This window comes from Arenibacter sp. ARW7G5Y1, from assembly GCF_003201775.1.
GTDB lineage: Bacteria > Bacteroidota > Bacteroidia > Flavobacteriales > Flavobacteriaceae > Arenibacter.
Genome location: NZ_QJJZ01000004.1, coordinates 287,280 through 311,713 on the forward strand (window position 1 = coordinate 287,280; position 24,434 = coordinate 311,713).

Here is a 24,434-nt window from a genome sequence, read left to right on the forward strand (position 1 = left end):
TAACAAAATGGACCACACAACAAATTCTACAAAAGAGAAATTAAGAAAAGTCAGTACCGCCACCATTGCCACCTGTCTTTTTAAAAAAGGATTGAAAAATCAATTTATTCAAGACATTAAACCTTTAAAATTGGCCAAGCCTACTATGGTAGGGGAGGCCTATACCCTGCGTTATATACCGGCACGTGAGGATTTAAATACTATTGAAGTGTTCAAGGACCCTAAACATCTACAGCGGGTAGCGGTGGAAGAGTGCCCTATAGGCGCTATTTTGGTCATTGATAGTAGACAGGATGCCCGCGCCGCTTCCGCGGGTTCCATATTGGTTACCCGATTGATGGTAAGAGGGGTCTCGGGAATTGTAACGGATGGCGGTTTCCGGGATTCGGCTGAAATTGCCGAGTTGCATATTCCCTCATATCACCATAGACCATCGGCCCCCACCAATCTTACCCTGCATCAGGCCATCGCCATTAACGAACCCATTGGATGTGGCGGTGTGGCTGTCTTTCCTGGAGATATTTTAGTGGGGGACGATGATGGGGTTATGGTGGTCCCTGCCGGCATTGCCGATGAGGTTGCCAACGAGTGTTTACAGATGACCTTATTCGAGGAATTCGTGATGGAAAATGTACAAAATGGACGATCAATTGTAGGACTATACCCTTTGGTGGATAATAATATTGCCGAAGAATACGGGAAATGGAAAGTTGATAAACAAGGTCTGTAAACCTATAATGTATATATTTCGTGTTCCCTCCCCTTTTTTTCCATCTTAAAAATTTTTGACAGGTTGCCATTGTGGGATAATTTGTCCAGGAACAAAACAGCCTTATCCACTAGTAGGTTGTGATGTATGATTCTTGGTATTTCCAGAAGTCTATGTTAGGGTATTTAATATTTATCCGTCCCATAAAATCAATTTTTATGTGTAATAATGCCACTTAGGGGATTTCCTTTTAGGTGGTGGAACAATTGAATGGTTTTTTCTTTTTTAATAACGCCTTTATTTTATAAATTAGGAAGTTCATACCGTAGCTAGATGTTAGCTGTCTATGGTCCGTAGCATTTTTCCGATTTAAGTGATAAGGTGTGGGGAAGCGATTTTTACAAACCAACATTTAATTCATTGCAACCTTAATCCAGTCCAAACCCATAAAAATGAAAAATACACTAGTTGGCATTACCATATCACTTTTATTCCTTTTTGTTACGTTTAAGGGCATATCGCAGACCCTACCAAAGGGAATCAAAGTTTCTAAAATTTATTCCGATGAAAATTACAATGCCTTTACATCTTTAATAAGGTTCCATGGAGCCTTTTATTGTGCATTTCGCTCAGGGGAAAGGCATGTGTATGGAAAGGATGGAGTAATAACAATTATAGCCTCCAAAGATGGTAAGGTTTGGAAAGAAATAGATCAAATTGCTCTCAAGGGGTTCGATCTAAGGGATCCCAAATTATCAGTGACCCCGGAAGGGCTCATAATGGCCACTATGGGAGGATCTATTTATGAAGGTAAGACCCTGTTGGGAGGAATACCCCATGTAGCATTCTCCAATCTTAACGGGACCAAATTTTCCCCTCCACAGCCTATTAAATATGATGCCAATCTAAAATCGAAGTTCGATTGGTTATGGAGCTTAACCTGGCATGAGGGTACTGGATATGGGGGCATGTATTCCAGAAAGGAAAATGAGGCAGGTGAATATGGGACGAGCATAAAATTGGTCAAAACCACCAACGGAGTGGATTATCAGTTGGTTGCCGATCTGGGAATTGAAGGGAATCCCAATGAATCCACAATTCGCTTTTTGCCCAATGGCGAAATGTTAATGCTGATAAGACGGGAAAAGGGCAACAAAAGAGCCTATTTGGGGAAAAGTAGCCCTCCATATACCGACTGGAACTTTACCGAATCGCCATACTTTATTGGTGGTCCCGACTTTGTAGCGATAGACGGGGGTAAATTTATTGGAGGGGGAAGGATTAATAGGGAGTATACCGGATTGGTTTCCTTTGGTGAAAATGGAGATTTTAAAGAGGTGTTGAAATTGCCTTCAAATTCCGATAGCAGTTATCCCGGTTTCGTTTTTGAAAATGATATCCTGTACATGAGCTACTACTCTTCACACGAGACCAAAAAAACTTCTATTTATTTTGCTGAAATTCCCTTGGATGAACTTAAATGAATTCTATAGCATAAGTTCATTTTATATAAATGTCCAACAATGAATATGAAATTACTTTTTAGTCCCAAACTTTTCTGGGTATTCCTGCTACTTGCTTCTTCTTGTAAAAGCAATAAGGCTAGCAACAAATTAACGGACTCCAAAGGGCCTGAAACCGTTTTGAGCCTAAAACCTTCGTCGGACAATCCTCGAAACAGTGAAGGGGATTTTATCAGGCTAAAAAATGGGAATTTATTATTTGTATACACCCATTATACACAGGGCACAGGGTCTGATCATGACCCTGCACATCTGGCAAGTAGATATTCCGTGGACAATGGACGTACTTGGAGTATGCAGGATAAGGTGGTGCTACCCAATGAAGGTGGAATGAATGTGATGTCGGTTTCCCTGTTGCGACTTCAAAATGGCGCTATAGCTTTATTTTACCTGAGGAAAAATAGTACAGAGGACTGTATTCCCATGATGCGAATTTCTACGGATGAAGCCAAGAGCTGGAGTTCACCAATTCCTTGTATCACCGATAAAAGCGGATATTTTGTTTTAAACAATGATAGGGTTATTCAATTGCAGGATGGGCGTTTAATGTTTGCTGTGGCCGAACACCCCACAACCGAAGAGGGTTTTAGGGCCAAGGGCAATTTATTTTCTTATTACTCAGATGATGATGGTACTACCTGGACTTCTAGTCAAATGGTTCCAAATACTTCTGAAACTATTACCCAGGAACCTGGCCTTATAGAGATGTCCGATGGCCGTATCATGATGTATATTAGAGCTAGCGGAGGTGTACAACAGTTGTCTTTTTCAACAGATCGAGGGGCAACATGGAGCCCTATAGAGCCTAGTTCCATTTATTCTCCCCTTTCGCCAGCTACCATAGAGAAAATCCCCGGAACTAAGGATTGGGTCATGGTGTGGAACAATAACGATGGTTCCGATGTAACTATAAAAGGTAAAAGAACCCCTTTAACGGTAGCTATTTCCAAGGATGAGGGGAAAACATGGAGCAATATTAAAAATATTGCAACCGATCCTGACGGCTGGTATTGTTATACCGCCTTGTATTTTACAGATCCGCAAAATCTTATTTTGGGTCATTGTGCCGGCAACAGGGTGCAGGGAACAGGGCTGGAGGTGACCAATATTACGACTTTGAATAGGGATTGGATTACTAATCATTAGATATGGGAATAGGGCTTAGTATATTTCCTTTGAATTTTTTTTGGATTAATAGGGAATTAGGTGTTTTAGCTTCCTTTTCATAATGTTTTAAATACTTATCAACGCCATTTACAAGTATGCACGGTCTATTGTTCCCTCGTATTTATTTGTATATGCTATGGTGAAAAGGCCCAACCAAAGCTACGGGACACTATTGTATTTGCCGATTTCCATTTTGACGCGCTAATCAATTATATCATAATGTTTTATAGAGATGCTTATTTGGCGGTTATTAAAATCGGATCTTTTATTGGATTGTTATAGTTAAAAATTTTGCTACTAGTTCTTAAGTATTAAAAATTATTCCAGTAAATGGCATCCGAGAGAAATAGATATTGATAAATAATGAAGTTCGGTTGAAATACAATTTCTTATCTTGTATTGCCAAACCTTAACTAAACTAAAGCCTACCATTTAGGTATAAAAATTTACTTTAATTTTCAGGGATATACATTATGGAAATGGAAAAGCATGACAATTTACACAAGGAATTGGATTTGATACAATCCGTAATAAATAGAATGGCCAACAATTCATTTTTAATCAAAGGATGGGCAATGACCTTAATGTCGGCCTTAGCTGCATTTGGTAAGGATACCATATTGGGTAGTGCTAGCGGTATTTACTATTTATTATTGATGATAGGAATATTAATTCCTTTTTGGTGGTTGGATGCCTACTATTTAAAACAGGAGCGGTTATTTAGACAGATTTATAATACCGCAATCTCCGACCCGAAATCCTTAAATCGAACACAATATGATTTAACGCCTGCCAACATGGGAAGGGACGGAAAAAATGTGCTCAAAGGGATGTGGGCAAAGGCCTTAAGCTGGTTTTATTTTCCATTTATCTTATTACTTTTTGTTGGAATATTATTTAAAGTATTCGGATTGCTTTAAATTTATAAGTGAAACTTAAACATGGATTTAGACAGGTACAATTTAAGATAATGGGCAAAGGCATTCAAAAAAATGATATTGTTAAAGAGGTTGAAAAAGGAAATTCATTAGAAATCCAACAGGAAATAGACGCTATATTTAGTCTTCTGGCTTATGCAATTGTGGCCAAAGATTGGCAACCCGATTCTATTGAGCGTAGTAAAAGAAGAGGTTATAATATTGGTGCCTTGCTGGTAAATGAAAACAATAATCCAGTACATTTTGGTTTAAATTGTATTAATTCTACGGATAACGCTACCCAGCATGGGGAGGTAAGGACTATTATTGGTTATCTGGATAAAACCAAGCGATTTGATTTAACCGATTTTACCATGTATACTACTTTGGAGCCTTGTATTATGTGTGCCGGGATGATGACCATGACTTCTATTAAACGAATAGTCTATGGCCAAAAGGATGTGGTTTATAGTAAAGCCTTTGAAAGATTGGCTTTTGATTCAAGTTCTATTGGTGGATATCCCCCATATCCACGTCAGGTAGAAGTGGATGTCTCAAAAACTGAATTCAGAGAGGCTTTGGATATGGGATATCAAAAATTCCTTAAAGAGGACAAAGAAAAATATTTAGCCAAATATTTAGCTTCCCAAGAGGCAAAAGATATTTTTGAAGAGGCAAAAAACACCTTCCTTCATTATAAGGTGATATTTTCAAGTAATCAAGAAATACTGGAAAAAGCCCAATTATTTTTTAATCAAATTCACATAGGGAATGGAAATTAGGGAGGAATTTAGAAATCAAAGACCCCATCAGGTTTTGCAAAAGGGAACGGTCAAAGAACTTGAACAAAAAATCAGAAATTTTGAACTAGGTAAACCCAGTATTTTCATTGGATCCTCAAGGGAATCTTTGTATATCGCGGAAAAGGTTAAATCGCTTTTTGGAGACACTCTTTTTGAAGTTGATATATGGGATGAAGGAGTTTTTGGAAAAACACCTTCCAGTGAACGGGGCGAAGACCCAGTTACGGGGAGGGCATTGTCCAATGTGGAATGGCTTAAAAACTTTACGGATATCTATGATTATGCGATGTTTTTATTTGTTCCCGAAGACAAGATTGTTAGTGAGACCAGGGTAGTGAAAAATGACCAAGGTAAGGAAATTGTACCTATGACCTTGGGGACCAGACACAATGTGGTATTTGAATTTGGCATGTTCCTAGGGCGTATTGGAGCGAAGAAGACCTTTGTGCTTTTTGATAAAGGAACTACAGATTTTATTAAATTATTTTTTACAGATATAATTGAAAACCTGTTAGATCCATACGACAGTAGTTATTTGGACCCTAGCGCTAATTATATTTCCCTGTATCCTTACGAAAGTGATTCCAGTTTAGGTAGCCAGGGAGCCTCCGCTATTTTGGATCGTAATTTAAAAATAGCAGTTGAAAAAATCAAAAAAGAAATCCTATTGAATCTTGAAACCATAGAAATCACCTTTTTGCCTTCAACTACTTTGGCGATCGGCTATTTCAATAATTTTATAAAGATATTTGTGGAGAATATTAATTTCTTACGAGGGTTCTCTTTATTGGATTCTTTGGAGCAAAAAAACAAACTGGAAGAAATTATGTCAAAGGAAGCTTTGAACAGAGAATTAAGAATAATCAATTCCCTAATTAAGGCCAAAGGGAATATTATGTTGAAAATAGTAATTCCCAATTCTTTGGACGGAGCCGTTCAAAATCAGTTTACACCAAAATTCAATAAAGAAATATTTAAACAGGAAGAAATTTTTGGGGTCAATAGAAATTTAACGATAGATAGGTTGAGAAATTCTGAAAAAGTACTGCATGACAGTTTAATTTTTTATGATGTGCCAACCACAATGAACTCTTCCATAGAGGCTTTGGAAATAATTAATCCCCATAAGGATATCAAAGAGTTGTTGTCTGAAAAAGAGCGTCAAAATTTTAAAAAAGTTCTGGATTTTAAAATTGCGGAATGCGAAAGGAGCTACCCGGAAATAAGAAAGAATGTTGAAATAATTTCATGGAGCCAATTCTTAACGGAAATCGGACAAGTGGGATAATGGAAATTTTTGATTTTCACAATTAACTCAAACTAAAATAGTATTCAATGAAGGTTAAAATTGTATTTATCTTACTGCCAATAGTACTTTTTGTTTCAACTTTTTATGGTTTGGCCCAGTCTAACCAACGCCCCAATGTAATCTTGGTGATTACGGATGATCAAGGGTACGGGGACTTGGGGTTTACTGGAAATCCACATGTAAAAACCCCTGTCATAGACGCCTTGGCACGTGAAAGCGTTAGGTTCAATAGTTTTTACGTTTCCCCGGTTTGTGCACCTACTAGATCCAGTTTGATGACGGGACGTTATTCATTACGGACGGGTATGAGGGACACTTACAATGGGGGAGCCATAATGGCTTCCAATGAGGTTACCATTGCCGAGATGTTGAAGCAGGCAAATTACACGACCGGTGCTTTTGGTAAATGGCATTTAGGGGATAATTATCCAAGTAGGCCCAGTGACCAAGGTTTTGACGAGTCCGTGATTCATCTTTCGGGAGGAATGGGGCAGGTGGGTGATATTACTACATATTTTAAAGGGGATAGAAGTTATTTTGATCCTGTCCTTTGGCACAACAACCAGCAGGAATCCTATGATGGCTATTGCTCCGATGTTTTTACCGATCAAGCCATCAATTTTATTGAAAAAAATAAGGAAACCCCTTTTTTCTGCTATTTGGCGTTTAATGCCCCGCATACCCCCTTACAGGTACCGGATTCCTATTATCAAAAGTATAAGGACATAGACCCTACTGCTGGGTTTGGAAAGGACGGAAGGCCTTTTTCGGAAATGAGCGAAAAGGATAAGGAGGATGCTAGAAAGGTCTACGCCATGGTAAATAATATAGATGATAACCTCGGGAAACTTTTTAAGAAACTGAATGCCTTGGGACTGTCGGAAAATACACTTGTAATATTTATGACCGATAACGGCCCACAACAGACCAGATATGTGAGTGGTATGCGGGGACGTAAGGGAGATGTATACAACGGTGGGATTAGGGTGCCTTTTTATTTGAAGTGCCCATCACTTTTTAAAGGGAACAAAGATGTGGAAACCATGACCGCCCATTTGGATGTCCTGCCTACCTTATCCGAAATTTGCAATGTGGAAATGCCCAAAGACAGGATAGTGGATGGTAAAAGTTTAGTGCCTCTAATAAATGGGCAACCAGTGGAGTGGGCCGATCGTTCCTTATTTTTTTATTGGTCCAGACGGTATCCCGAGTTGTACAATAATATGGCCATTCAAAAAGAAGGCTATAAACTGGTGGGAAAAACGGACTATAACGCCACTATTGAAGACTTTGAATTGTATCAACTTGGCAAGGATCCATATGAACAAACCAATGTGGTAAAGGAGAATAAGTCATTGGCCATAGATCTTAAAAAAGAATTGGATAAAATATATAATGAATTGATTATTTCTGAAAATCTAGTGAATCCGCCTAAAATTTTGGTCGGTACCCCAAACGAGAATCCCATCATTTTAAATAGGAATGATGCTGGTGGGGAACGGGGTATTTGGAATCAAGAGGAAATTTATGGTTATTGGGATACCGATATTGAAGAAGGTTTCTACAATATAACATTTAAGTTTGTTAACCCGGTAGTGGCCCATGGCAAAATGGTTTTGGAAGCCAATACCCTTGTTAGACAAGTGGTGAATAAAAATGGAAATACCGATATAATCCGGATGGAGAAGGTATACTTTCCAAAAATGACGGGCAAGCTTTTACCATTTTACGCGGTAAATAATAAAAACATCTTTCCATTTTGGATGGAAATGGAAAAGGTGGATTAAGATCCAGTGTTCTTTATCACTCATTTTTTAGGAAAAGGGATGATTTCTTTTGGGCTGGCTTCCCCTAGTGTGGCATATTAAATAATTGTTGTACGATTCCTTTATTGGCGTACATTCGCGTAAAAATTAATGTCCATGGAAAGTAGGGTTAAGGCAGTTGAGACATTATTCGATGGTTTGGATAGGGAGATAGCTATTTTTCAATCCCAAACCGGACTTGGTTGTAAAGCAGGCTGCGGCAAATGTTGTACCCACCCGGATATTGATGCTTCCCCTTTGGAATTTTTGCCATGGGCTTTCAATCTTTTTTTAAATGGGAAGGCAGAATCTACCTTGGAGGAATTAAGGGCCAATAGCAGTTCTCTATGCCATTTGTACAGGCCACTTTCTGTATTGGATAGTAATAGCGGCAGCTGTGGTGATTACAAGTATCGAGGACTAATATGCCGACTGTTTGGATATGGGGCAAGTAGGGACAAGTTGGGGCAACTCCGTTTGGCTACCTGTAAAATTATTAAAGAGAATCAGGCCGAGCGTTATGTGAATGCTCAGGAAGCTATGAAAAATGGACTCTATGTGCCTATTTTTACAGACTATTACATGAATCTGAATCAAATAGATTTTAGGATGGGCAATAGTATTCTTCCTATCAACAAGGCCATGAAGGCTGCCATTGAGGAAGTGCTCCAATATTATGCCTACCGTCCCTTCCCCGAAGGGCATAAGGTTATTGCCTAATAATTTGGGAAAACTTCACCAAAATTGAATTCAATTGTTAATTTCAGTCTACATAGTCCATTGTGGTTGAAAATCCATTATTGTCATCCTAGACTCATTTTGTCCGGTTTACTACGGGTGTTTTTGTCTTTTTTACCTAGTTTTGAAAATGGTGTCCATGGGGACATTTATTAGAAAGATAAAATGCGTTTTTCTTAAAGCCAATGAACATCTTCAAGATAAAAAGAGGTAACTGGAACTTAAAGGATAATTATAAAGTGATGAAACAATTATTTACAACACTGTTTGTTATTGGTGCCGTACTAAGTACATTCGCATCCCGGGTAGATACCTTGAACGTAAAGAGTAGGTCTATGAATAAATCCATAGCCAACTTGGTAATTTTACCGGATAGTTATGCCGTGAACAAACAAAACTTCCCAGTACTTTATCTGTTACATGGAGCAGGAGGGGACTATACGGATTGGGTGACCAGGGTATCGGCCATAAAGGAGTATGCAGATAGCTATAATATGATCATTGTCTGCCCTGATGGAGGTAGAACCAGTTGGTATTTGGACAGCCCTGTAGATTTGGCCATGCGCTATGAGACCTATGTTTCCGAAGAACTTGTTCAGGCCGTGGATAAGAAATACAACACTATGGAGAATAGGAATTCTAGGGCTATTACCGGTTTAAGTATGGGTGGCCATGGGGCATTTTACCTGGCCTTTAAGCATCAAGAGGTATGGGGTGCTGCCGGAAGTATGAGCGGGGGGCTGGATATCCGCCCCTTTCCAGAAAATTGGGATTTGGCCAAACGCTTGGGCCAATATGCCGAAAATTGGGGCCATTGGGAAGAGAATACGGTAATCAACATGGTGCATTTGTTGAAAAAAGACCATTTAAAACTCATTTTTGATTGTGGAATTAATGATTTCTTTTATGACGCCAATAAAAGAATGCACCAAAAACTGATGGAAAGAAATATACCACATGATTATATTGAACGCCCTGGCAGCCATAATTGGGAATATTGGGCAAATGCCATCCAATACCAACTATTGTTTTTTGATAATTTCTTTAAATCCTAATGTGGAATTATATTCAACGCATACCAAACTATGAAACCAATGCCCAAGTAATAATGTGGGGATTAGGCCTTCAAATCTATTTCCTTTAGGTTTTCAATTCTGTTGCGTACCAAGAAGGCATCTATGGTTTCAAAATGCTCTATGACGCGTTTGTCTTTAAATTCGAACACCTTTTGGGAAAGTCCTTGCAAAAAATCCCTATCGTGGGAGACCAAAATCAGTGTGCCGTCAAAGGCTAGTAGTGCCTCTTTAAGTACGTCCTTTGATTTTAGGTCCAAATGATTGGTGGGCTCATCCAAGATTAACAGATTAACCGGTTCCAAAAGTAATTTCACCATTGCCAAACGGGTTTTTTCCCCTCCCGAAAGTACACTTACCTTTTTTTCCAAGTCATCACCGCCAAACATAAACCTGCCCAGGATATTTTTGATCTGCGTACGTACATCCCCTTCGGCTACTTCATCCACGGTCTGGAAGATAGTGAGTTCTGGGTCTAACAAGGAGGCTTGATTTTGGGCAAAATAACCCACTTTAACATTGTGCCCCAAACTGCATTTGCCCTCTACTTCAATTTCGCCCAAAATGGCCTTGATCATCGTAGATTTTCCTTCCCCGTTCCTCCCTACAAAAGAAACTTTTTCGCCACGTGAGATAGAGAGATTGGCCTCTTTGAAAACCACATAGTCACCGTAGCTTTTGGAAAGCCCTTCGGCCGTAACCGGGTAGTCGCCCGAACGTATGGAGGGAGGAAACCTTAACTTTAAGGCTGTTGTATCCACTTCATCGATTTCGATAATCTTTAGTTTTTCCAACATCCGTTCACGGGAGGTTACCTGGTTGGTCTTGGAATAGGTGCCTTTAAATCGGTCTATAAAAGCCTGATTGTCCGCAATAAATTTTTGTTGTTCCTGATAGGCCTTTATCTGGTGGCTTCGTCTGTCTTCCCTTAGTTGAAGATAATGGCTGTAATTGGCCTTGTAATCATAGATCCTGCCCATGGTCACTTCTATGGTCCTATTGGTAATATTGTCTATAAAGGTTTTGTCGTGGGAGATGACCACGACTGCCTTTGCTTTGTTCAATAGGAAATCCTCCAACCATATTACGGATTCTATATCTACGTGGTTGGTGGGCTCATCCAAAAGGATTAAGTCTGGCTTTTGCAACAATATCTTGGCAAGTTCTATCCTCATTCGCCATCCACCGCTAAATTCGCTGGTAAGACGATGAAAATCTTCGCGCTTAAAGCCTAGTCCCCTCAATGCCTTTTCTACTTCTGCTTCATAATTTATTTCTTCCAGGGCATAGAATTTCTCCCCCAAATCGGACACTTTTTCAATAATGGACATATAGGCGTCCGATTCATAATCGGTACGGCTTTCCAATTCCTTGTTCAGGCGTTCCATTTCATCGCGCATACTAAAGATTTCCTTGAAGGCTTTGGAGGCCTCCTCGAAAACCGTACAGCTGTCATCGGTCAATAAATGCTGTGGCAAATAAGCAATTACGGCGTCTTTAGGATAACGAATATGACCACGGGTGGCTTTTTGCTCCCCGGCAATTATTTTCATCATGGTAGATTTCCCAGCCCCGTTTTTTCCCATTAGGGCAATCTTATCGTTTTCATTGATAACAAAGGAAACATCACTAAACAAGATGTCGCCACTAAACTCTACGGCTATTGCGTCTACAGAAATCATATTCCAATTTTAAGTCTGCAAAACTATAAAAAAGCGGGATACCGATCGCATTTTATTGGGGCATTTGGGACAATGTTTTTTATTAGTGAAACTAAATTTTGAGAAGTCGGTAAGACGCACTTAAAATTGCAAGTTGAACCAATCCCGCCTTTTCGGCGGGATATAGGTTCAATACCTCGACCCTAGGGTCGATTCCTATTATTGGGTTCAGGGCCTGCCTTTGTCGGCAGACAGGCCTGTCTGCCGACAAAGGCAGGCCTGCCCTGAGGTTTAATACCTTTTATTTGGTTCTATTGTGCGGGCTTTTTTGACACGGCTATGGCGGTATAAAACTTTATTTTTATTCCTTTTTTTGGTGTTTGTACAGGGGATGCGACCAATTTAATAACTGTACTTTAGCGATGGTGTTAAAGTCTGCAAACAATATGCTTTTCAAGGAATTTATAGGGAAGGGACAATTAATTGTGGAACACTATTTCAACCTTGTGCGCTTATGCAGTTTCATGAGTCGGTCTTTGTAGTATGCCTTTAATTCATCCAAAAAGTTCATTGGATTTTCGTACTCCATCAATACTTTGTATGTCTGCCTATTTTTGACCTCGGCCAATTCCTTTTGGACTTTTTTAAGCTCCATTCTTAAGTATGTAAGTTCAGGGCCTTTTGAAGGTTCTTGTTTCTCGAGAGGCTTTATTAAGGTGTTGCCGCTAAAAATGTGGGCATGATAGGCCTTTAGGGCTGCCAAATCTCCGGATCGGTATATTTCTATGAGCTGGGTAGTGATCGAGGTGGCCAAGTCCAATTTGTCGGTTTGCATAGAAAATTTGTCGGGATGTACATATAGCATTGCCTCACGGTACAATTGTTTTTTATGTTGTTGTTCCCTGGAATGATTTTCTGGAATAGGTTTGGGGTGGTTGTGGGTTAGGACCCCAGTTTGATCAAACTTCCTTCCCTGCCTTTTCTGTGCCAAGCGCTTTGCTTTTTTCGCTTTTTTCTGTTGCTTATAGAGCAGTGAAAGTTCTTGTTCCTCAATTAATTCATTTTCAAGTTGGGAGCGTAGAAGGTTTTCAAAAGTGGATGTTTTTTGAATTATTTCGTTGATTTCCATTTGCAGACGGTTAATCTCCGCCTGTAGGAGTCCTATTTGGGTTGGGAGTTGGCTGGGTAGGTGATTGTTACTCATGGGTTCCAAGGCAATGGCAATCTTATTTAGAGGGCAATTTAAACAATAAAAATTGCCCAAACGGAGTTTTAATGATGATACGATCCAATAAGAATGGGGTAATAATATATTACGGGCATTCCTTTGAGCGTGTTTTAGTATATATTTTGACGTTTGTACAACGATTCTGATTCATAAAAAAATAGTCATGGAAAATTTAAAAGGTTTTGTCAAGTTTGGATTTGTACTGTACGCCGTGTTATCGGGATTTTCTTCCTTTGCTTCCGCAAGCATTACTCCATTCTGTGTTGCAGTTCATAATGGCCCCTCGCTGTATGGTGAGGAGAATTTGTTGGGCAATTGGAAATATTCTGCTGAAAATGTGCCTTATGAGTATGCCAAAGGCATATTGTTCATTTCCAAGGAAGAAGGTAAACTTACAGTCGTTGTGGCTTTACGAGGAGGCAAACGAAAGGCTCAGGATGTTAAGATCGAAGGGAATACTTTGACATTTAACCTTAAGCTGGATGGACCAATTGTATCCGTAAGTATTACTGCAGAAGGCGATAGAATAAGTGGAAAGGCCAGTTCTGAGGACGGTATTTTCCAGTTAACAGGGGAAAGGCGTTTGGATCCTGAATAGGATTAGGTTTTAAATTTTTTGTAATTTAAGTCATAAAAAAAACCGAAGTTGGGAACTTCGGTTTTTTAGTATAAAAGTGTTTTTCCTTAAAAGGTAATTGGTAAGGAGACTCTTGTAGTTCCCCATCCCAATACCATATGGGTTCCATTGTCTACATCCTTGTAAGCTATGGAAAAGGCATCCAAAGATTCTGAAGCATTGCTAACGCTGGCAGGTACGCGTATTACATCGGCATCTTCCTGGTAGGAATAGGCACCCCATTGATTTAAGTTTTTGTTCAATATTACGGTCCACTCCTTATTGCCAGGGATGGTGAATAGGGAATAAGTACCGGCGGCAACAGATTTCCCACCTACCGTGGCATCCTTATAAAAAATAATTTCAGGGGCCTCATTGGCACCAGTTCTCCATACCTTTCCAGCTGGGGCAAGTTCTGAAATTGAACGTCCTTTTAGTTGTGGGCGACTATAAGTTACGCGAACCAATTTATCGGAAACTTTATAATCGGTAGGGTAGGAGGCAATGTCTGCTGGACTCTTGTCCAATCCGCTGAATTTCTGGGCCATAGCCTCTGAGCTAAAGGCCAAAGCAATAACCATAAGTGCAATCGTAAATAAATTTTTCATTTTTTTAGTTTTAGAGATTGTCAAATTTAAGTAGTATTCCTATTAATCTGAATTAAAAGTCGGTAAATTTTGGACACCTTACAAAATAGTGGGTTGCTGTAAGTGAATTTATTTATATCATGACGATATTGTGGTATTTTCGTGTTTTTAGTTATAGATTATAATCAATTATGCATTTTACATTTTATAATATAAATATTAACTTGATATTTGCTTTAAAATTGACATAAATATTATTGTATGTGTGGAATTGTATGTGCCTTTGATGTAAAAGAAAGTACCGAGGTTTTAAGGCCTCAATTATTGGAAATGTCCAAGAAAATTAGACATAGGGGACCGGACTGGAGTGGGATATTTGCCGATGATAGGGCTATCTTGGCTCATGAGCGTTTGGCGATCGTTGATCCGGCATCGGGAAAACAACCTTTGTTCAGTCCTGATAATAAATTGGTGTTGGCGGCCAATGGTGAAATATATAACCATAGGGAATTACGTAAGCAGTTTGCTGGCACCTATGATTTTCAGACGGAGTCTGACTGTGAGGTGATTTTGGCCCTTTATCAGGAGAAGGGGGTTGATTTTTTGGATGAATTGAACGGTATTTTCGGTTTTGCCATCTACGATTCTGAAAAGGATGAATATTTTATAGCGCGTGATCATATGGGGATCATACCACTCTATGTAGGTTGGGACATCAATGGTACCTTTTATGTAGCGTCCGAGCTAAAGGCCTTGGAAGGGACCTGTACCAAGATTCAGTTGTTTCCTCCAGGTCATTATTTGCACAGTAAGGATGGGGAGTTTAAAAGATGGTATTCCCGGGATTGGATGGAATACGATGCGGTAAAGGACAATGAGACCAGCATACAGGCCGTTAAGGAGGCGTTGGAGGCTGCGGTACATAGACAATTAATGTCCGACGTGCCTTATGGGGTTTTGCTCTCTGGTGGATTGGATTCCTCGGTTACCTCTGCCATAGCAAAAAAATATGCCCAGAAGAGAATAGAGTCCGATGACACTACGGATGCATGGTGGCCACAATTACATTCATTTTCGGTGGGATTGGAAGGTTCTCCTGATTTGGCAGCTGCGCAAAAGGTGGCCAAGCATATCGGAACCGTACACCATGAAATAAAATTTACCATTCAAGAAGGCTTGGATGCCATAAAGGATGTAATATACAACCTGGAGACCTACGATATAACCACGATTAGGGCTTCTACCCCCATGTACCTAATGGCCAGGGTTATAAAGTCTATGGGTATTAAAATGGTATTGTCGGGCGAAGGGGCCGATGAGCTTTTCGGTGGCTATTTGTATTTCCATAAGGCACCAAGTGCAAAGGATTTCCATGAGGAAACCGTTCGGAAGTTGGATAAACTTCATATGTACGATTGTTTAAGGGCCAATAAATCCTTGGCTGCTTGGGGTATAGAAGGAAGGGTTCCATTTTTGGACAAGGAATTTATGGACGTGGCTATGAGAATCAACCCTCAGGACAAGATGATCAACGGGGAACGTATGGAGAAATGGGTAGTACGTAAGGCTTTTGAGGATATGTTGCCTGAAAGTGTTGCATGGAGACAAAAGGAACAATTTTCGGATGGAGTTGGTTACAGTTGGATCGATACCTTAAAGGAAATTGTTCAGAAGGAAGTTACGGATGATCAATTGGCAAATGCCAAATACAGATTTCCATTGCAAACACCTACTTCCAAGGAAGAGTTTTATTACCGTTCCATATTTGAAGAGCATTTTCCGTCCGATGCAGCGGCCTTATGTGTTCCGCAGGAACCTTCAGTGGCATGTAGCACCAAAATTGCCTTGGAATGGGACGAGGCTTTTAAAAACATGAACGATCCGTCCGGTAGGGCTGTATCCAAAGTGCACTCCGATGCTTATGTAAAGTAGTGCCGTAGGATAGCGCCATAAGAATTTTATAGATCAAGTTTTTAGTTTATTAGTGTAAATGAGGCATTCTTTAATGGATGCCTTTTTTTGTATGGCTTATTTGTAAATGGTAAAAACATACGGGTACCCATCCCATCACTTTGGATATTTCTAATTAGAAGGGGCGAAGTCCTTTAAAAGGTCTGTCCGGTATTACGGGAATATGGAGTTTGCGGTTCCTTTGGTGCAGAGATTTGGAAAACGGTAGGGTTTAAAAGTTTAAGAGAACCCATTGCAGTTTACAATTTCATACTTTAATGCATTATGGTTGGCGTTGTAAAGAGGCTGGTTGCTGTTTAATTTTGTTGATTTACCTCGTAGCACTCGGCGTGGTACAGGATGTATGTACCCACTTTGTTATTTTTTATATCGATTGGTATTTTTCCACAATTTTTGTTGATAACTTAGTAACTTATATTGGCTACCAACCCTATATTTCATGGGGTATTGCGTATATTTGTAGGATTGCTAAAATTATAATGAATTAAGTATTTATTTATGAGCGAAGAAGCAAATAAGGACGAGCAAAAAAAGAACAATTATTCCGCGGATAGCATCCAGGCCTTAGAGGGTATGGAGCATGTACGCATGAGGCCTTCCATGTATATAGGTGATGTAGGGGTACGTGGTTTGCACCATTTGGTTTATGAGGTAGTGGATAACTCCATAGATGAGGCTATGGGCGGCCATTGCGATGAGATTAAGGTAACCATTAATGAAGATAATTCTATTACTACCCAGGATAACGGTAGGGGTATTCCAGTGGACCTTCACAAAAAGGAAGGTGTTTCGGCTTTGGAGGTCGTTATGACCAAAATTGGTGCCGGGGGTAAGTTTGACAAGGATTCCTATAAAGTTTCAGGTGGTCTGCACGGTGTAGGGGTGTCTTGTGTCAACGCGCTCTCCAAACACCTGAAAGCTACCGTTCATAGGGATGGCAAGATATGGGAACAGGAATATAGTAAAGGTAAGGCCCTTTATCCGGTAAAAAGTATTGGGGAAACCGATATGAGGGGGACCATTGTCACCTTTACGCCTGACGATACGATTTTTACCCAGACTGTAGAATACAGTTATGAGACCTTGGCGAATAGAATGCGCGAGCTTTCTTTCTTGAACAAAGGGGTTGCCATTACATTAATGGATAAGAGGCAAAAGGATAAGGACAGTGAAAGTGGTTTTGTAACCGAACGCTTTTATTCCGAAGAAGGATTAAAAGAGTTTATCAAGTTTTTGGATGGTAACCGTGAACCTCTTATACGCAGTGTCATTTCCATGGAAGGGGAGAAGAACGATATTCCTGTGGAAGTGGCCATGGTCTACAATACTTCTTATACAGAGAACCTACATTCTTATGTGAATAATATCAATACCCATGAGGGTGGTACGCATTTGGCGGGTTTTAGAAGGGGCTTGACCTCTACATTGAAGAAGTACGCGGATGCCTCGGGAATGTTGGAAAAATTGAAATTCGAAGTTCAGGGAGACGACTTTAGGGAAGGTTTAACGGCTATTATCTCCGTAAAGGTAGCAGAGCCTCAGTTTGAGGGACAAACCAAAACCAAATTGGGGAACAGGGAAGTGTCTTCGGCAGTAAGTCAGGCAGTATCTGAAATGTTGACCAATTACTTGGAGGAGAATCCAGATGACGCCAAAATTATTGTCCAAAAAGTAATTCTAGCGGCCCAAGCCCGTCATGCGGCTACCAAGGCCCGTGAAATGGTGCAGCGTAAAACGGTTATGAGCATTGGTGGTCTGCCTGGAAAACTATCGGATTGTTCAGAACAGGACCCCACGTTGTGCGAAGTGTTTCTGGTTGAGGGGGATTCTGCGGGAGGTACTGCCAAACAAGGAAGGGACAGGGCTTTTCAAGCCATTCTTCCTTTAAGGGGTAAAATCCTTAACGTGGAAAAAGCTATGACCCATAAGGTCTTCGAGAATGAGGAGATCAAAAATATATATACGGCCCTGGGTGTTACTATTGGTACCGACGATGACAGTAAGGCGTTGAACCTGGATAAACTGCGCTATCACAAAGTTGTTATTATGTGTGATGCGGATGTGGATGGTAGCCATATTGAGACGTTGATATTGACCTTCTTCTTTAGATATATGCGTGAACTGATAGAGGGAGGGCATGTTTATATTGCAACCCCACCGCTTTATTTGGTGAAAAAAGGTAGTAAGAAAAGATATGCTTGGACCGATAAGGAAAGGGATGAGATTGCAGAGAGTTTTAACGGAAGCGTGGGTATTCAGCGCTATAAGGGTCTAGGGGAGATGAATGCCGAACAATTATGGGATACTACCATGAATCCGGAATTTAGGACCTTAAGGCAGATAACCATAGACAATGCAACGGAGACCGATAGAGTGTTCTCCATGTTGATGGGGGATGAAGTGCCACCTCGAAGGGAGTTTATTGAGAAAAATGCGGTATATGCGAACATTGATGCATAAAAAATAGTGTTTACACAACAAAAACTCGCACCACTGGTGCGAGTTTTTTAGTTTTAACAAAAATCTAAGAGTTATGAGATATTTGTTATTAACCGCATTTTTGTTTTTTAACGCAGTGGGATTTTCGCAATCCAACGTCAATGAACTATTTGCTGCTGGGATCAACGACGCGGAAAAATTTACCGATAGTTATTTCGGCCCGGTCTCCGAGGGCGCTATTTATGGTTTGTCCAATGGGTGGTACAATTCTGCCGATTCCAAGCCTTTGGCTGGTTTTGAGATTTCCATAATCGGTAATATGACCTCTTTTAAAAATAAGGAAGACAAAAAGACTTTTGTTCTAAATACAGCGGATTATGAAAATCTGCAGTTCGTGGATGGCAGCTCTTCCCAGGCGGTTTCAACGGCTCTGGGGGATATGGAAGGTATAATGGTATTTGTGGAAGGTGAGGCTGGTTCTTTACCACTTCGGGAGGAATTTGAATTACCAACCGGACTGGCTTCGGAAAACATCAACTTTATTCCGTCGGCCTTTTTGCAGCTAAGTGTAGGGTTGATCAAAGGATTGGAAGTGAAGGCCAGGTTTTTGCCTAAAATTGATACTGATGATGTGGCCGTGGGATTGTATGGTCTTGGTTTGCAATATGACTTCTCAAAATTGTTGCCTGCAGATAAAATATTGCCAATTGCCCTTTCTGCCGTGGCCGGGTATACGCATTTGAATGCCTCCTATGATTTTACGGACAGTAATATTGTAGATGGTAGCGATCAGCAGATAGAGGTGGATATGAATGTTTTAACAGTTCAGGCCGTGGCCTCCACTAAGCTTCCGGTCATCAATTTTTACGGGGCTATAGGATATGTTTCCGGAAAATCCACAACTGATGTCTTAGGGACCTATCAAGTACAATCAGGTCCATTTCAGGAAACCTATGAAGATCCTTTTTCTTTGACCAGAAAGGCCAGTGGCGTCTCAGGAACCTTAGGTGCCAAGTTAAAACTTGGTTTCTTTAGGTTGCATGCGGATTATTCCTTGGCCGAATTTAATAACCTAACAGTAGGGGTAAATTTTGGATTTAGATAAATCCAAAATTTATTCCCTTATGGCCAATATGTTGCCTTCAGAATCGGCCAAAATTATTCCATTGTCGGACTCTGTCATGAGAACTATGTCTTCCTCCTTGTCTAGGCCGGGATAAGAAATGACATATACACTATCCTTATGAACCCATTTGAAGTCCGAAATAATCGTTAAATCTTTGTTGTGATAGGTGTGGTATCTGCCTAAGTAAGCATCATTAAAGATCCACTCCTGCCTAACGGTGATATCCTGCTTTTGGGTAACACCTCCATCCTTTGAAATATGGGACCATATTCCGATAACCGGATCGTTGTTCTCTGTTATTCTAGTACAATTGCTGGCCAGTAGGATGCCAACAATTGCCAAGAATGATAATAATTTCTTCATTTTGTAGGAATTTTCTTAGATTTGGTACTAAGTATTGAACGTACGGTTTCGTCTTTCTATTATATTAATTCGATGTATGGGACATTATTTTAACTTTTTTCGATAAAAGGTCTTTTTAATACGTTCAGTATAAAATACGATACGACTTCTTTAGCCGTTACTTTTTCCATGGCCGATAAAAAAAAAGGCAAATTCTTCATCCTAATAAAATTTCCTTGGTTTCTATGGGTGCGGTGGTATTGTTCTGTTAAAAATCAGTACTTTTGGAGGATAAAATTTAACTTAAAATAACCTTATAATGAAAGTTACCGTTGTTGGAGCAGGTGCTGTTGGCGCAAGTTGTGCAGAGTACATTGCTATAAAGAATTTTGCATCTGAAGTAGTTGTGTTGGATATTAAGGAGGGTTTTGCTGAAGGCAAGGCCATGGATTTAATGCAAACAGCTTCATTGAATGGTTTTGATACCAAAATAACAGGAATTACCAATGATTATAGCAAAACTGCGGGAAGCGATGTCGCTATTATCACTTCTGGTATTCCGCGTAAGCCGGGAATGACCCGTGAGGAGTTGATCGGGATTAATGCAGGGATTGTAAAAGCGGTCTCCTCCAGTCTATTGGAACATTCTCCCAACGTAATTTTGATCGTAGTTAGTAATCCAATGGATACCATGACCTATTTGGTACACAAAACTACGGGTTTACCCAAGAATAGAATTATAGGTATGGGTGGTGCTCTGGATAGCGCAAGGTTTAAGTACAGATTGGCCGAGGCACTGGAGGCTCCAATTTCCGATGTGGATGGTATGGTCATTGGTGGTCATAGTGATACAGGTATGGTGCCCCTAACTGCACATGCAACAAGGAATAGTATCAAGGTATCCGAATTTTTGTCCGAAGAGCGCCTTGCTCAAGTGTCGGAGGATACCAAAGTAGGTGGTGCCACCCTTACAAAATTGTTGGGCACTAGTGCTTGGTATGCCCCGGGTGCTGCCGTTTCTTCTATGGTACAGGCCATTGCCTGCGATCAGAAGAAGATGTTCCCGTGTTCTGCATTTTTGGAAGGTGAGTACGGACTTAACGATATTTGCATTGGTGTTCCGGTACTTTTGGGTAAAAATGGTATCGAGAAAATTGTAAAAATAGAATTGACCGAGGCTGAAAAGGCAAAAATGAAGGAAAGCGCTGAGGGCGTAAGAAAAACGAATGGTTTATTGACCCTATAGTTTATTGGGGTTGACAATTATTAAGGGCATCCGTCCCATTTGTTTCCGAGAACCATCGGAACGGGGCGGGTGCCCTTATTTTATAAAACTGATAAATATATTGTTAGTTCCTATGGGAAATAATATATTTGCACGCTATTTAAGAATACCATTTTAAATTAATATATAACCAATGCAAAATAAAGGACTTATAAAGCTTTTCGCTTTTTTGTTTGGACTAGTCAGTATTTATCAGCTATCCTACACATTTATTACCAATAAAGTAGAAAAGGATGCAACTGTCTTTGCTACCAATAAAATTTCAGAATCTGAAGAGGATTACCTTGAAAAGAGGGAAGCACTGGAGGCAAGGTATTTAGACTCCATAGGGGGGAATTCCATTTTAGGGTTTACCAACTATGATGAAGCCAAGAAAAAGGAACTTAATAAAGGTCTGGATTTAAAAGGTGGGATAAATGTTACCCTTCAAATTTCTGTAAAGGATATTTTAAAAGGTCTTGCCAATAATACCAAGAACCCAGTTTTCAACAAGGCCTTGGCCGATGCCGATGCCGCTTCTAAAAATAGTGATGCTACTTATATAGATCTGTTCTTTGAATCTTTTGACAAAATAAAGGGAGATACCAAATTGGCCTCTCCGGATATTTTCGCAAATAAAGGTTTGAGCGATGTCATTAACTTTCAAATGACCGATGATCAGGTAAAACCAATTATTAGGACTAAGATTGATGAGTCCATCGTTTCTGCTTTTGAAGTACTACGTGAACGGATAGATGGTTTTGGGGTAACACAGCCCAATATTCAACGTGAAGGTAATTCTGGTCGAATTTTGGTGGAATTGCCCGGTGCCAGGGATATTGGACGCGCACAAGATCTTTTATCGAGTACGGCCCAATTGGAATTTTGGGAAACCTACAAACAAAGTAATCCTAGTTTAAGTACCTTTTTGCAGGCGGCCAACGAGAAGTTGAAAACTTTGGTGGAGGTTGAAAAACCAGAAGAAGTTGTTAAGCCGGAATCGGAGTTGGATTCCTTATTATCCGATGTTGCCCAGGATTCCTTGGATTTTTCACAAGAGATAAATCCTCTTTTCAGTTTGCTTATTCCAGCAAATCCCAATGGGAACGCTTTGGTAAGTGCTGCTATTAAGGATACGGCAAAAATTGGGGAATATCTAAGAATGAAGGAAATTCGCAGATTGATTCCAGCGGATATTCAGTTTGTGAAATTTGTTTGGGAACGTCCAACCGAAGGTTCGGAAGTAGTTGAGTTGTACGCCTTAAAATCCAATAGGGACAATACGCCAAGAATTAGTGGGGATGTTGTTTCCGATGCTTCGGATACTTTTGATCAATATAACAAGCCTGCGGTTACCATGACCATGAATACCAAAGGTGCCAAGGAGTGGGAAAAACTAACAGGGGATGCCTTTAATAATCAGACCGGTATTGCCATTGTTTTGGACAATAAGGTATATACGGCACCTGGAGTTTCTTCAGGACCTATTTCCGGTGGTCGTTCCGAGATTACAGGTAACTTTACCATTAATGAGACCAAGGATATTGCCAACGTATTAAGAGCTGGTAAGCTTCCTGCTTCAGCGGAAATTATTCAATCTGAAATTGTAGGGCCTTCCTTGGGTCAGGAAGCAATCAATAGTGGTTTCTTCTCCTTTATGATCGCTATGGCCATTGTTTTGGTATGGATGGTATTTTACTATGGGAAAGCTGGTATTTTTGCCGATATCGCTTTGCTTCTAAATATCCTGTTGATCTTTGGGGTGCTGGTTAGTTTAAATGCGGTACTTACCTTACCGGGAATTGCTGGTATTGTATTGACCATAGGTATGTCCGTGGATGCCAATGTACTTATTTTTGAACGTATTAAAGAGGAATTGGCAAAAGGAAAAGGGCAGAGCCAAGCTATTGCAGATGGTTTTGGAAACGCACTTTCTTCTATCTTGGATGCCAACATTACTACCGGTCTAACGGCCCTTATTTTGTTCGTATTTGGTTCAGGACCTATTAAAGGGTTTGCCACTACTTTATTGATAGGTATAGTTACCTCATTGTTTACAGCTATATTCATTACAAGACTTTTGGTTGACTGGTATGTGAGTGGAAAAGGAAGAAAATTGGACTTCTCAACAGCCATGACCAAGAACTTGTTCAAGAATATCAATATCGATTTCTTGTCCAAAAGAAAGATCGCCTATATAGCTTCCACCATTTTGGTGGCAATTGGCCTATTTTCATTGTTGACCCAAGGGTTGCAACAGGGTGTGGATTTTGTTGGAGGTCGTTCCTATACAGTTAGATTCGAGAAGATGGTAAATCCATCGGAAATTGCTTCGGAATTGAATACTGTTTTTGGTAGTGGTACCAATGTAAAGACTTACGGAGAGGCCAATCAAATAAAAATAACTACTCCTTACAAAGTGGATGTTGAAGGAATTGAGGTGGATAATGAAATTCAAAATAAACTCTACACTTCCCTTCAGAAATATCTACCGGATGGTACCAGCTTTGAGAATTTCACCATAGGTAGTGGTGAAAAGTCCATCGGGATCCTCCAGTCGGTTAAAGTGGGACCCACCATTGCGGATGATATTAAAAAGAATGCCTTCTTGGCCATCATTGGTTCCTTGGCGGTAGTTTTCCTTTATATCCTATTTAGGTTCCGCAAATGGCAGTTCTCTCTGGGTGCAGTTGCCGCAGTATTCCATGATATCTTGATCGTCTTGGGTGTATTCTCCATCTTTGGTAAGCTTATGCCTTTTAATATGGAGATTGACCAGGCCTTTATCGCGGCAATTCTAACGGTTATTGGTTACTCGTTAAATGATACGGTGGTAGTTTTTGACCGTATTAGGGAAATTATAGCTGAAAAAGGATGGAAAGCTGGTGAGAATACCAACTTGGCACTGAACAGTACTTTGAGTAGAACTTTGAATACGTCCATGACTACCTTGGTGGTGCTATTGGCCATTTTCATATTTGGGGGTGAATCCTTGAGAGGGTTTATGTTTGCCATGATCATTGGTATCATTGTTGGTACATATTCCTCTTTGTTCATAGCAACTCCAGTAATGTTCGATACTTTGAAGAAGAAAACACAAATAGGGAAAGAAGATTAATTATTTTCTTACCGTCTATAATTTAAAAGGCCGCTGTT

The 24,434-nt window shown here is 40.1% G+C and carries 19 protein-coding genes; 15 read left to right on the forward strand and 4 right to left on the reverse strand.

Annotated features, from left to right (window positions below; translation table 11 throughout):
* Positions 1-7 precede the first annotated feature (7 nt).
* From C7972_RS08155 to C7972_RS08195, 9 genes are all read left to right on the forward strand, one after another.
* Positions 8-730, forward strand: a complete 723-nt coding sequence (locus C7972_RS08155) for a ribonuclease activity regulator RraA (protein ID WP_110355716.1) — start codon at positions 8-10, stop codon at positions 728-730.
* Between the two features lie 431 nt (positions 731-1,161).
* Entirely contained in the window at positions 1,162-2,193 is a 1,032-nt protein-coding gene (locus tag C7972_RS08160) for a sialidase family protein (RefSeq protein WP_110355717.1), read from the forward strand.
* Between the two features lie 39 nt (positions 2,194-2,232).
* On the forward strand, positions 2,233-3,378 hold the full coding sequence (locus C7972_RS08165) for a sialidase family protein (protein ID WP_110355718.1): 1,146 nt from the start codon (positions 2,233-2,235) through the stop codon (positions 3,376-3,378).
* A gap of 500 nt (positions 3,379-3,878) precedes the next feature.
* Entirely contained in the window at positions 3,879-4,319 is a 441-nt protein-coding gene (locus tag C7972_RS08170; RefSeq protein ID WP_146216284.1) for a hypothetical protein, read from the forward strand.
* 8 nt (positions 4,320-4,327) lie between these two features.
* Entirely contained in the window at positions 4,328-5,098 is a 771-nt protein-coding gene (locus tag C7972_RS08175) for a nucleoside deaminase (protein WP_146216285.1), read from the forward strand.
* Positions 5,088-6,407, forward strand: a complete 1,320-nt coding sequence (locus C7972_RS08180) for a TIR domain-containing protein (RefSeq protein ID WP_110355721.1) — start codon at positions 5,088-5,090, stop codon at positions 6,405-6,407. The genes C7972_RS08175 and C7972_RS08180 overlap by 11 nt, the downstream gene beginning before the upstream one ends.
* A 47-nt stretch (positions 6,408-6,454) precedes the next feature.
* Positions 6,455-8,215, forward strand: coding sequence for an arylsulfatase (locus C7972_RS08185; protein ID WP_110355722.1), 1,761 nt, complete (start codon positions 6,455-6,457; stop codon positions 8,213-8,215).
* 135 nt (positions 8,216-8,350) lie between these two features.
* Complete coding sequence (locus C7972_RS08190; RefSeq protein WP_309148920.1) at positions 8,351-8,953, forward strand: YkgJ family cysteine cluster protein; 603 nt, start codon at positions 8,351-8,353, stop codon at positions 8,951-8,953.
* Positions 8,954-9,156: 203 nt separating this feature from the next.
* Positions 9,157-10,026: an alpha/beta hydrolase family protein gene (locus C7972_RS08195; protein ID WP_258364796.1), complete on the forward strand. Its 870-nt coding sequence runs from the start codon at positions 9,157-9,159 to the stop codon at positions 10,024-10,026.
* Positions 10,027-10,088: 62 nt separating this feature from the next.
* On the opposite strand, the gene C7972_RS08200 is transcribed toward C7972_RS08195, so the two are convergent.
* On the reverse strand, positions 10,089-11,726 hold the full coding sequence (locus tag C7972_RS08200; RefSeq protein ID WP_110355724.1) for an ABC-F family ATP-binding cassette domain-containing protein: 1,638 nt from the start codon (positions 11,724-11,726) through the stop codon (positions 10,089-10,091).
* Positions 11,727-12,198: 472 nt separating this feature from the next.
* On the reverse strand, positions 12,199-12,834 hold the full coding sequence (locus tag C7972_RS08205) for a hypothetical protein (RefSeq protein WP_146216286.1): 636 nt from the start codon (positions 12,832-12,834) through the stop codon (positions 12,199-12,201).
* Positions 12,835-13,096: 262 nt separating this feature from the next.
* Here C7972_RS08205 and C7972_RS08210 point away from each other — a divergent pair, with 262 nt between their 5' ends.
* Entirely contained in the window at positions 13,097-13,531 is a 435-nt protein-coding gene (locus tag C7972_RS08210; RefSeq protein WP_110355726.1) for a hypothetical protein, read from the forward strand.
* Between the two features lie 86 nt (positions 13,532-13,617).
* Here C7972_RS08210 and C7972_RS08215 read toward each other — a convergent pair whose 3' ends face one another.
* Complete coding sequence (locus tag C7972_RS08215; RefSeq protein ID WP_110355727.1) at positions 13,618-14,157, reverse strand: DUF2911 domain-containing protein; 540 nt, start codon at positions 14,155-14,157, stop codon at positions 13,618-13,620.
* Between the two features lie 240 nt (positions 14,158-14,397).
* On the opposite strand from C7972_RS08215, the gene asnB reads away from it, so the two are divergent.
* The 3 genes from asnB (at position 14,398) to C7972_RS08235 (ending at position 19,651) form a co-directional block, all read left to right on the forward strand.
* Positions 14,398-16,068 carry an asparagine synthase B gene (gene asnB, locus C7972_RS08220; RefSeq protein WP_110355728.1) on the forward strand — a complete coding sequence of 557 codons (1,671 nt, stop codon included), beginning with the start codon at positions 14,398-14,400 and terminating at the stop codon, positions 16,066-16,068.
* A gap of 537 nt (positions 16,069-16,605) precedes the next feature.
* Positions 16,606-18,567, forward strand: a complete 1,962-nt coding sequence (gene gyrB / locus C7972_RS08230; RefSeq protein ID WP_110355730.1) for a DNA topoisomerase (ATP-hydrolyzing) subunit B — start codon at positions 16,606-16,608, stop codon at positions 18,565-18,567.
* Positions 18,568-18,640: 73 nt separating this feature from the next.
* Positions 18,641-19,651 (forward strand): DUF6588 family protein, encoded by a 1,011-nt coding sequence (locus C7972_RS08235; protein ID WP_110355731.1) that lies wholly within the window; start codon positions 18,641-18,643, stop codon positions 19,649-19,651.
* A 9-nt stretch (positions 19,652-19,660) separates the two neighbouring features.
* Here C7972_RS08235 and C7972_RS08240 read toward each other — a convergent pair whose 3' ends face one another.
* Positions 19,661-20,035: a hypothetical protein gene (locus C7972_RS08240; protein WP_110355732.1), complete on the reverse strand. Its 375-nt coding sequence runs from the start codon at positions 20,033-20,035 to the stop codon at positions 19,661-19,663.
* A gap of 298 nt (positions 20,036-20,333) precedes the next feature.
* Here C7972_RS08240 and mdh point away from each other — a divergent pair, with 298 nt between their 5' ends.
* A complete protein-coding gene (gene mdh / locus C7972_RS08245; protein ID WP_110355733.1) occupies positions 20,334-21,260 on the forward strand; it encodes a malate dehydrogenase in 927 nt (308 codons plus the stop codon).
* Between the two features lie 172 nt (positions 21,261-21,432).
* Positions 21,433-24,396 (forward strand): protein translocase subunit SecDF, encoded by a 2,964-nt coding sequence (gene secDF / locus C7972_RS08250; protein WP_110355734.1) that lies wholly within the window; start codon positions 21,433-21,435, stop codon positions 24,394-24,396.
* The last annotated feature ends 38 nt before the right edge of the window (positions 24,397-24,434 follow it).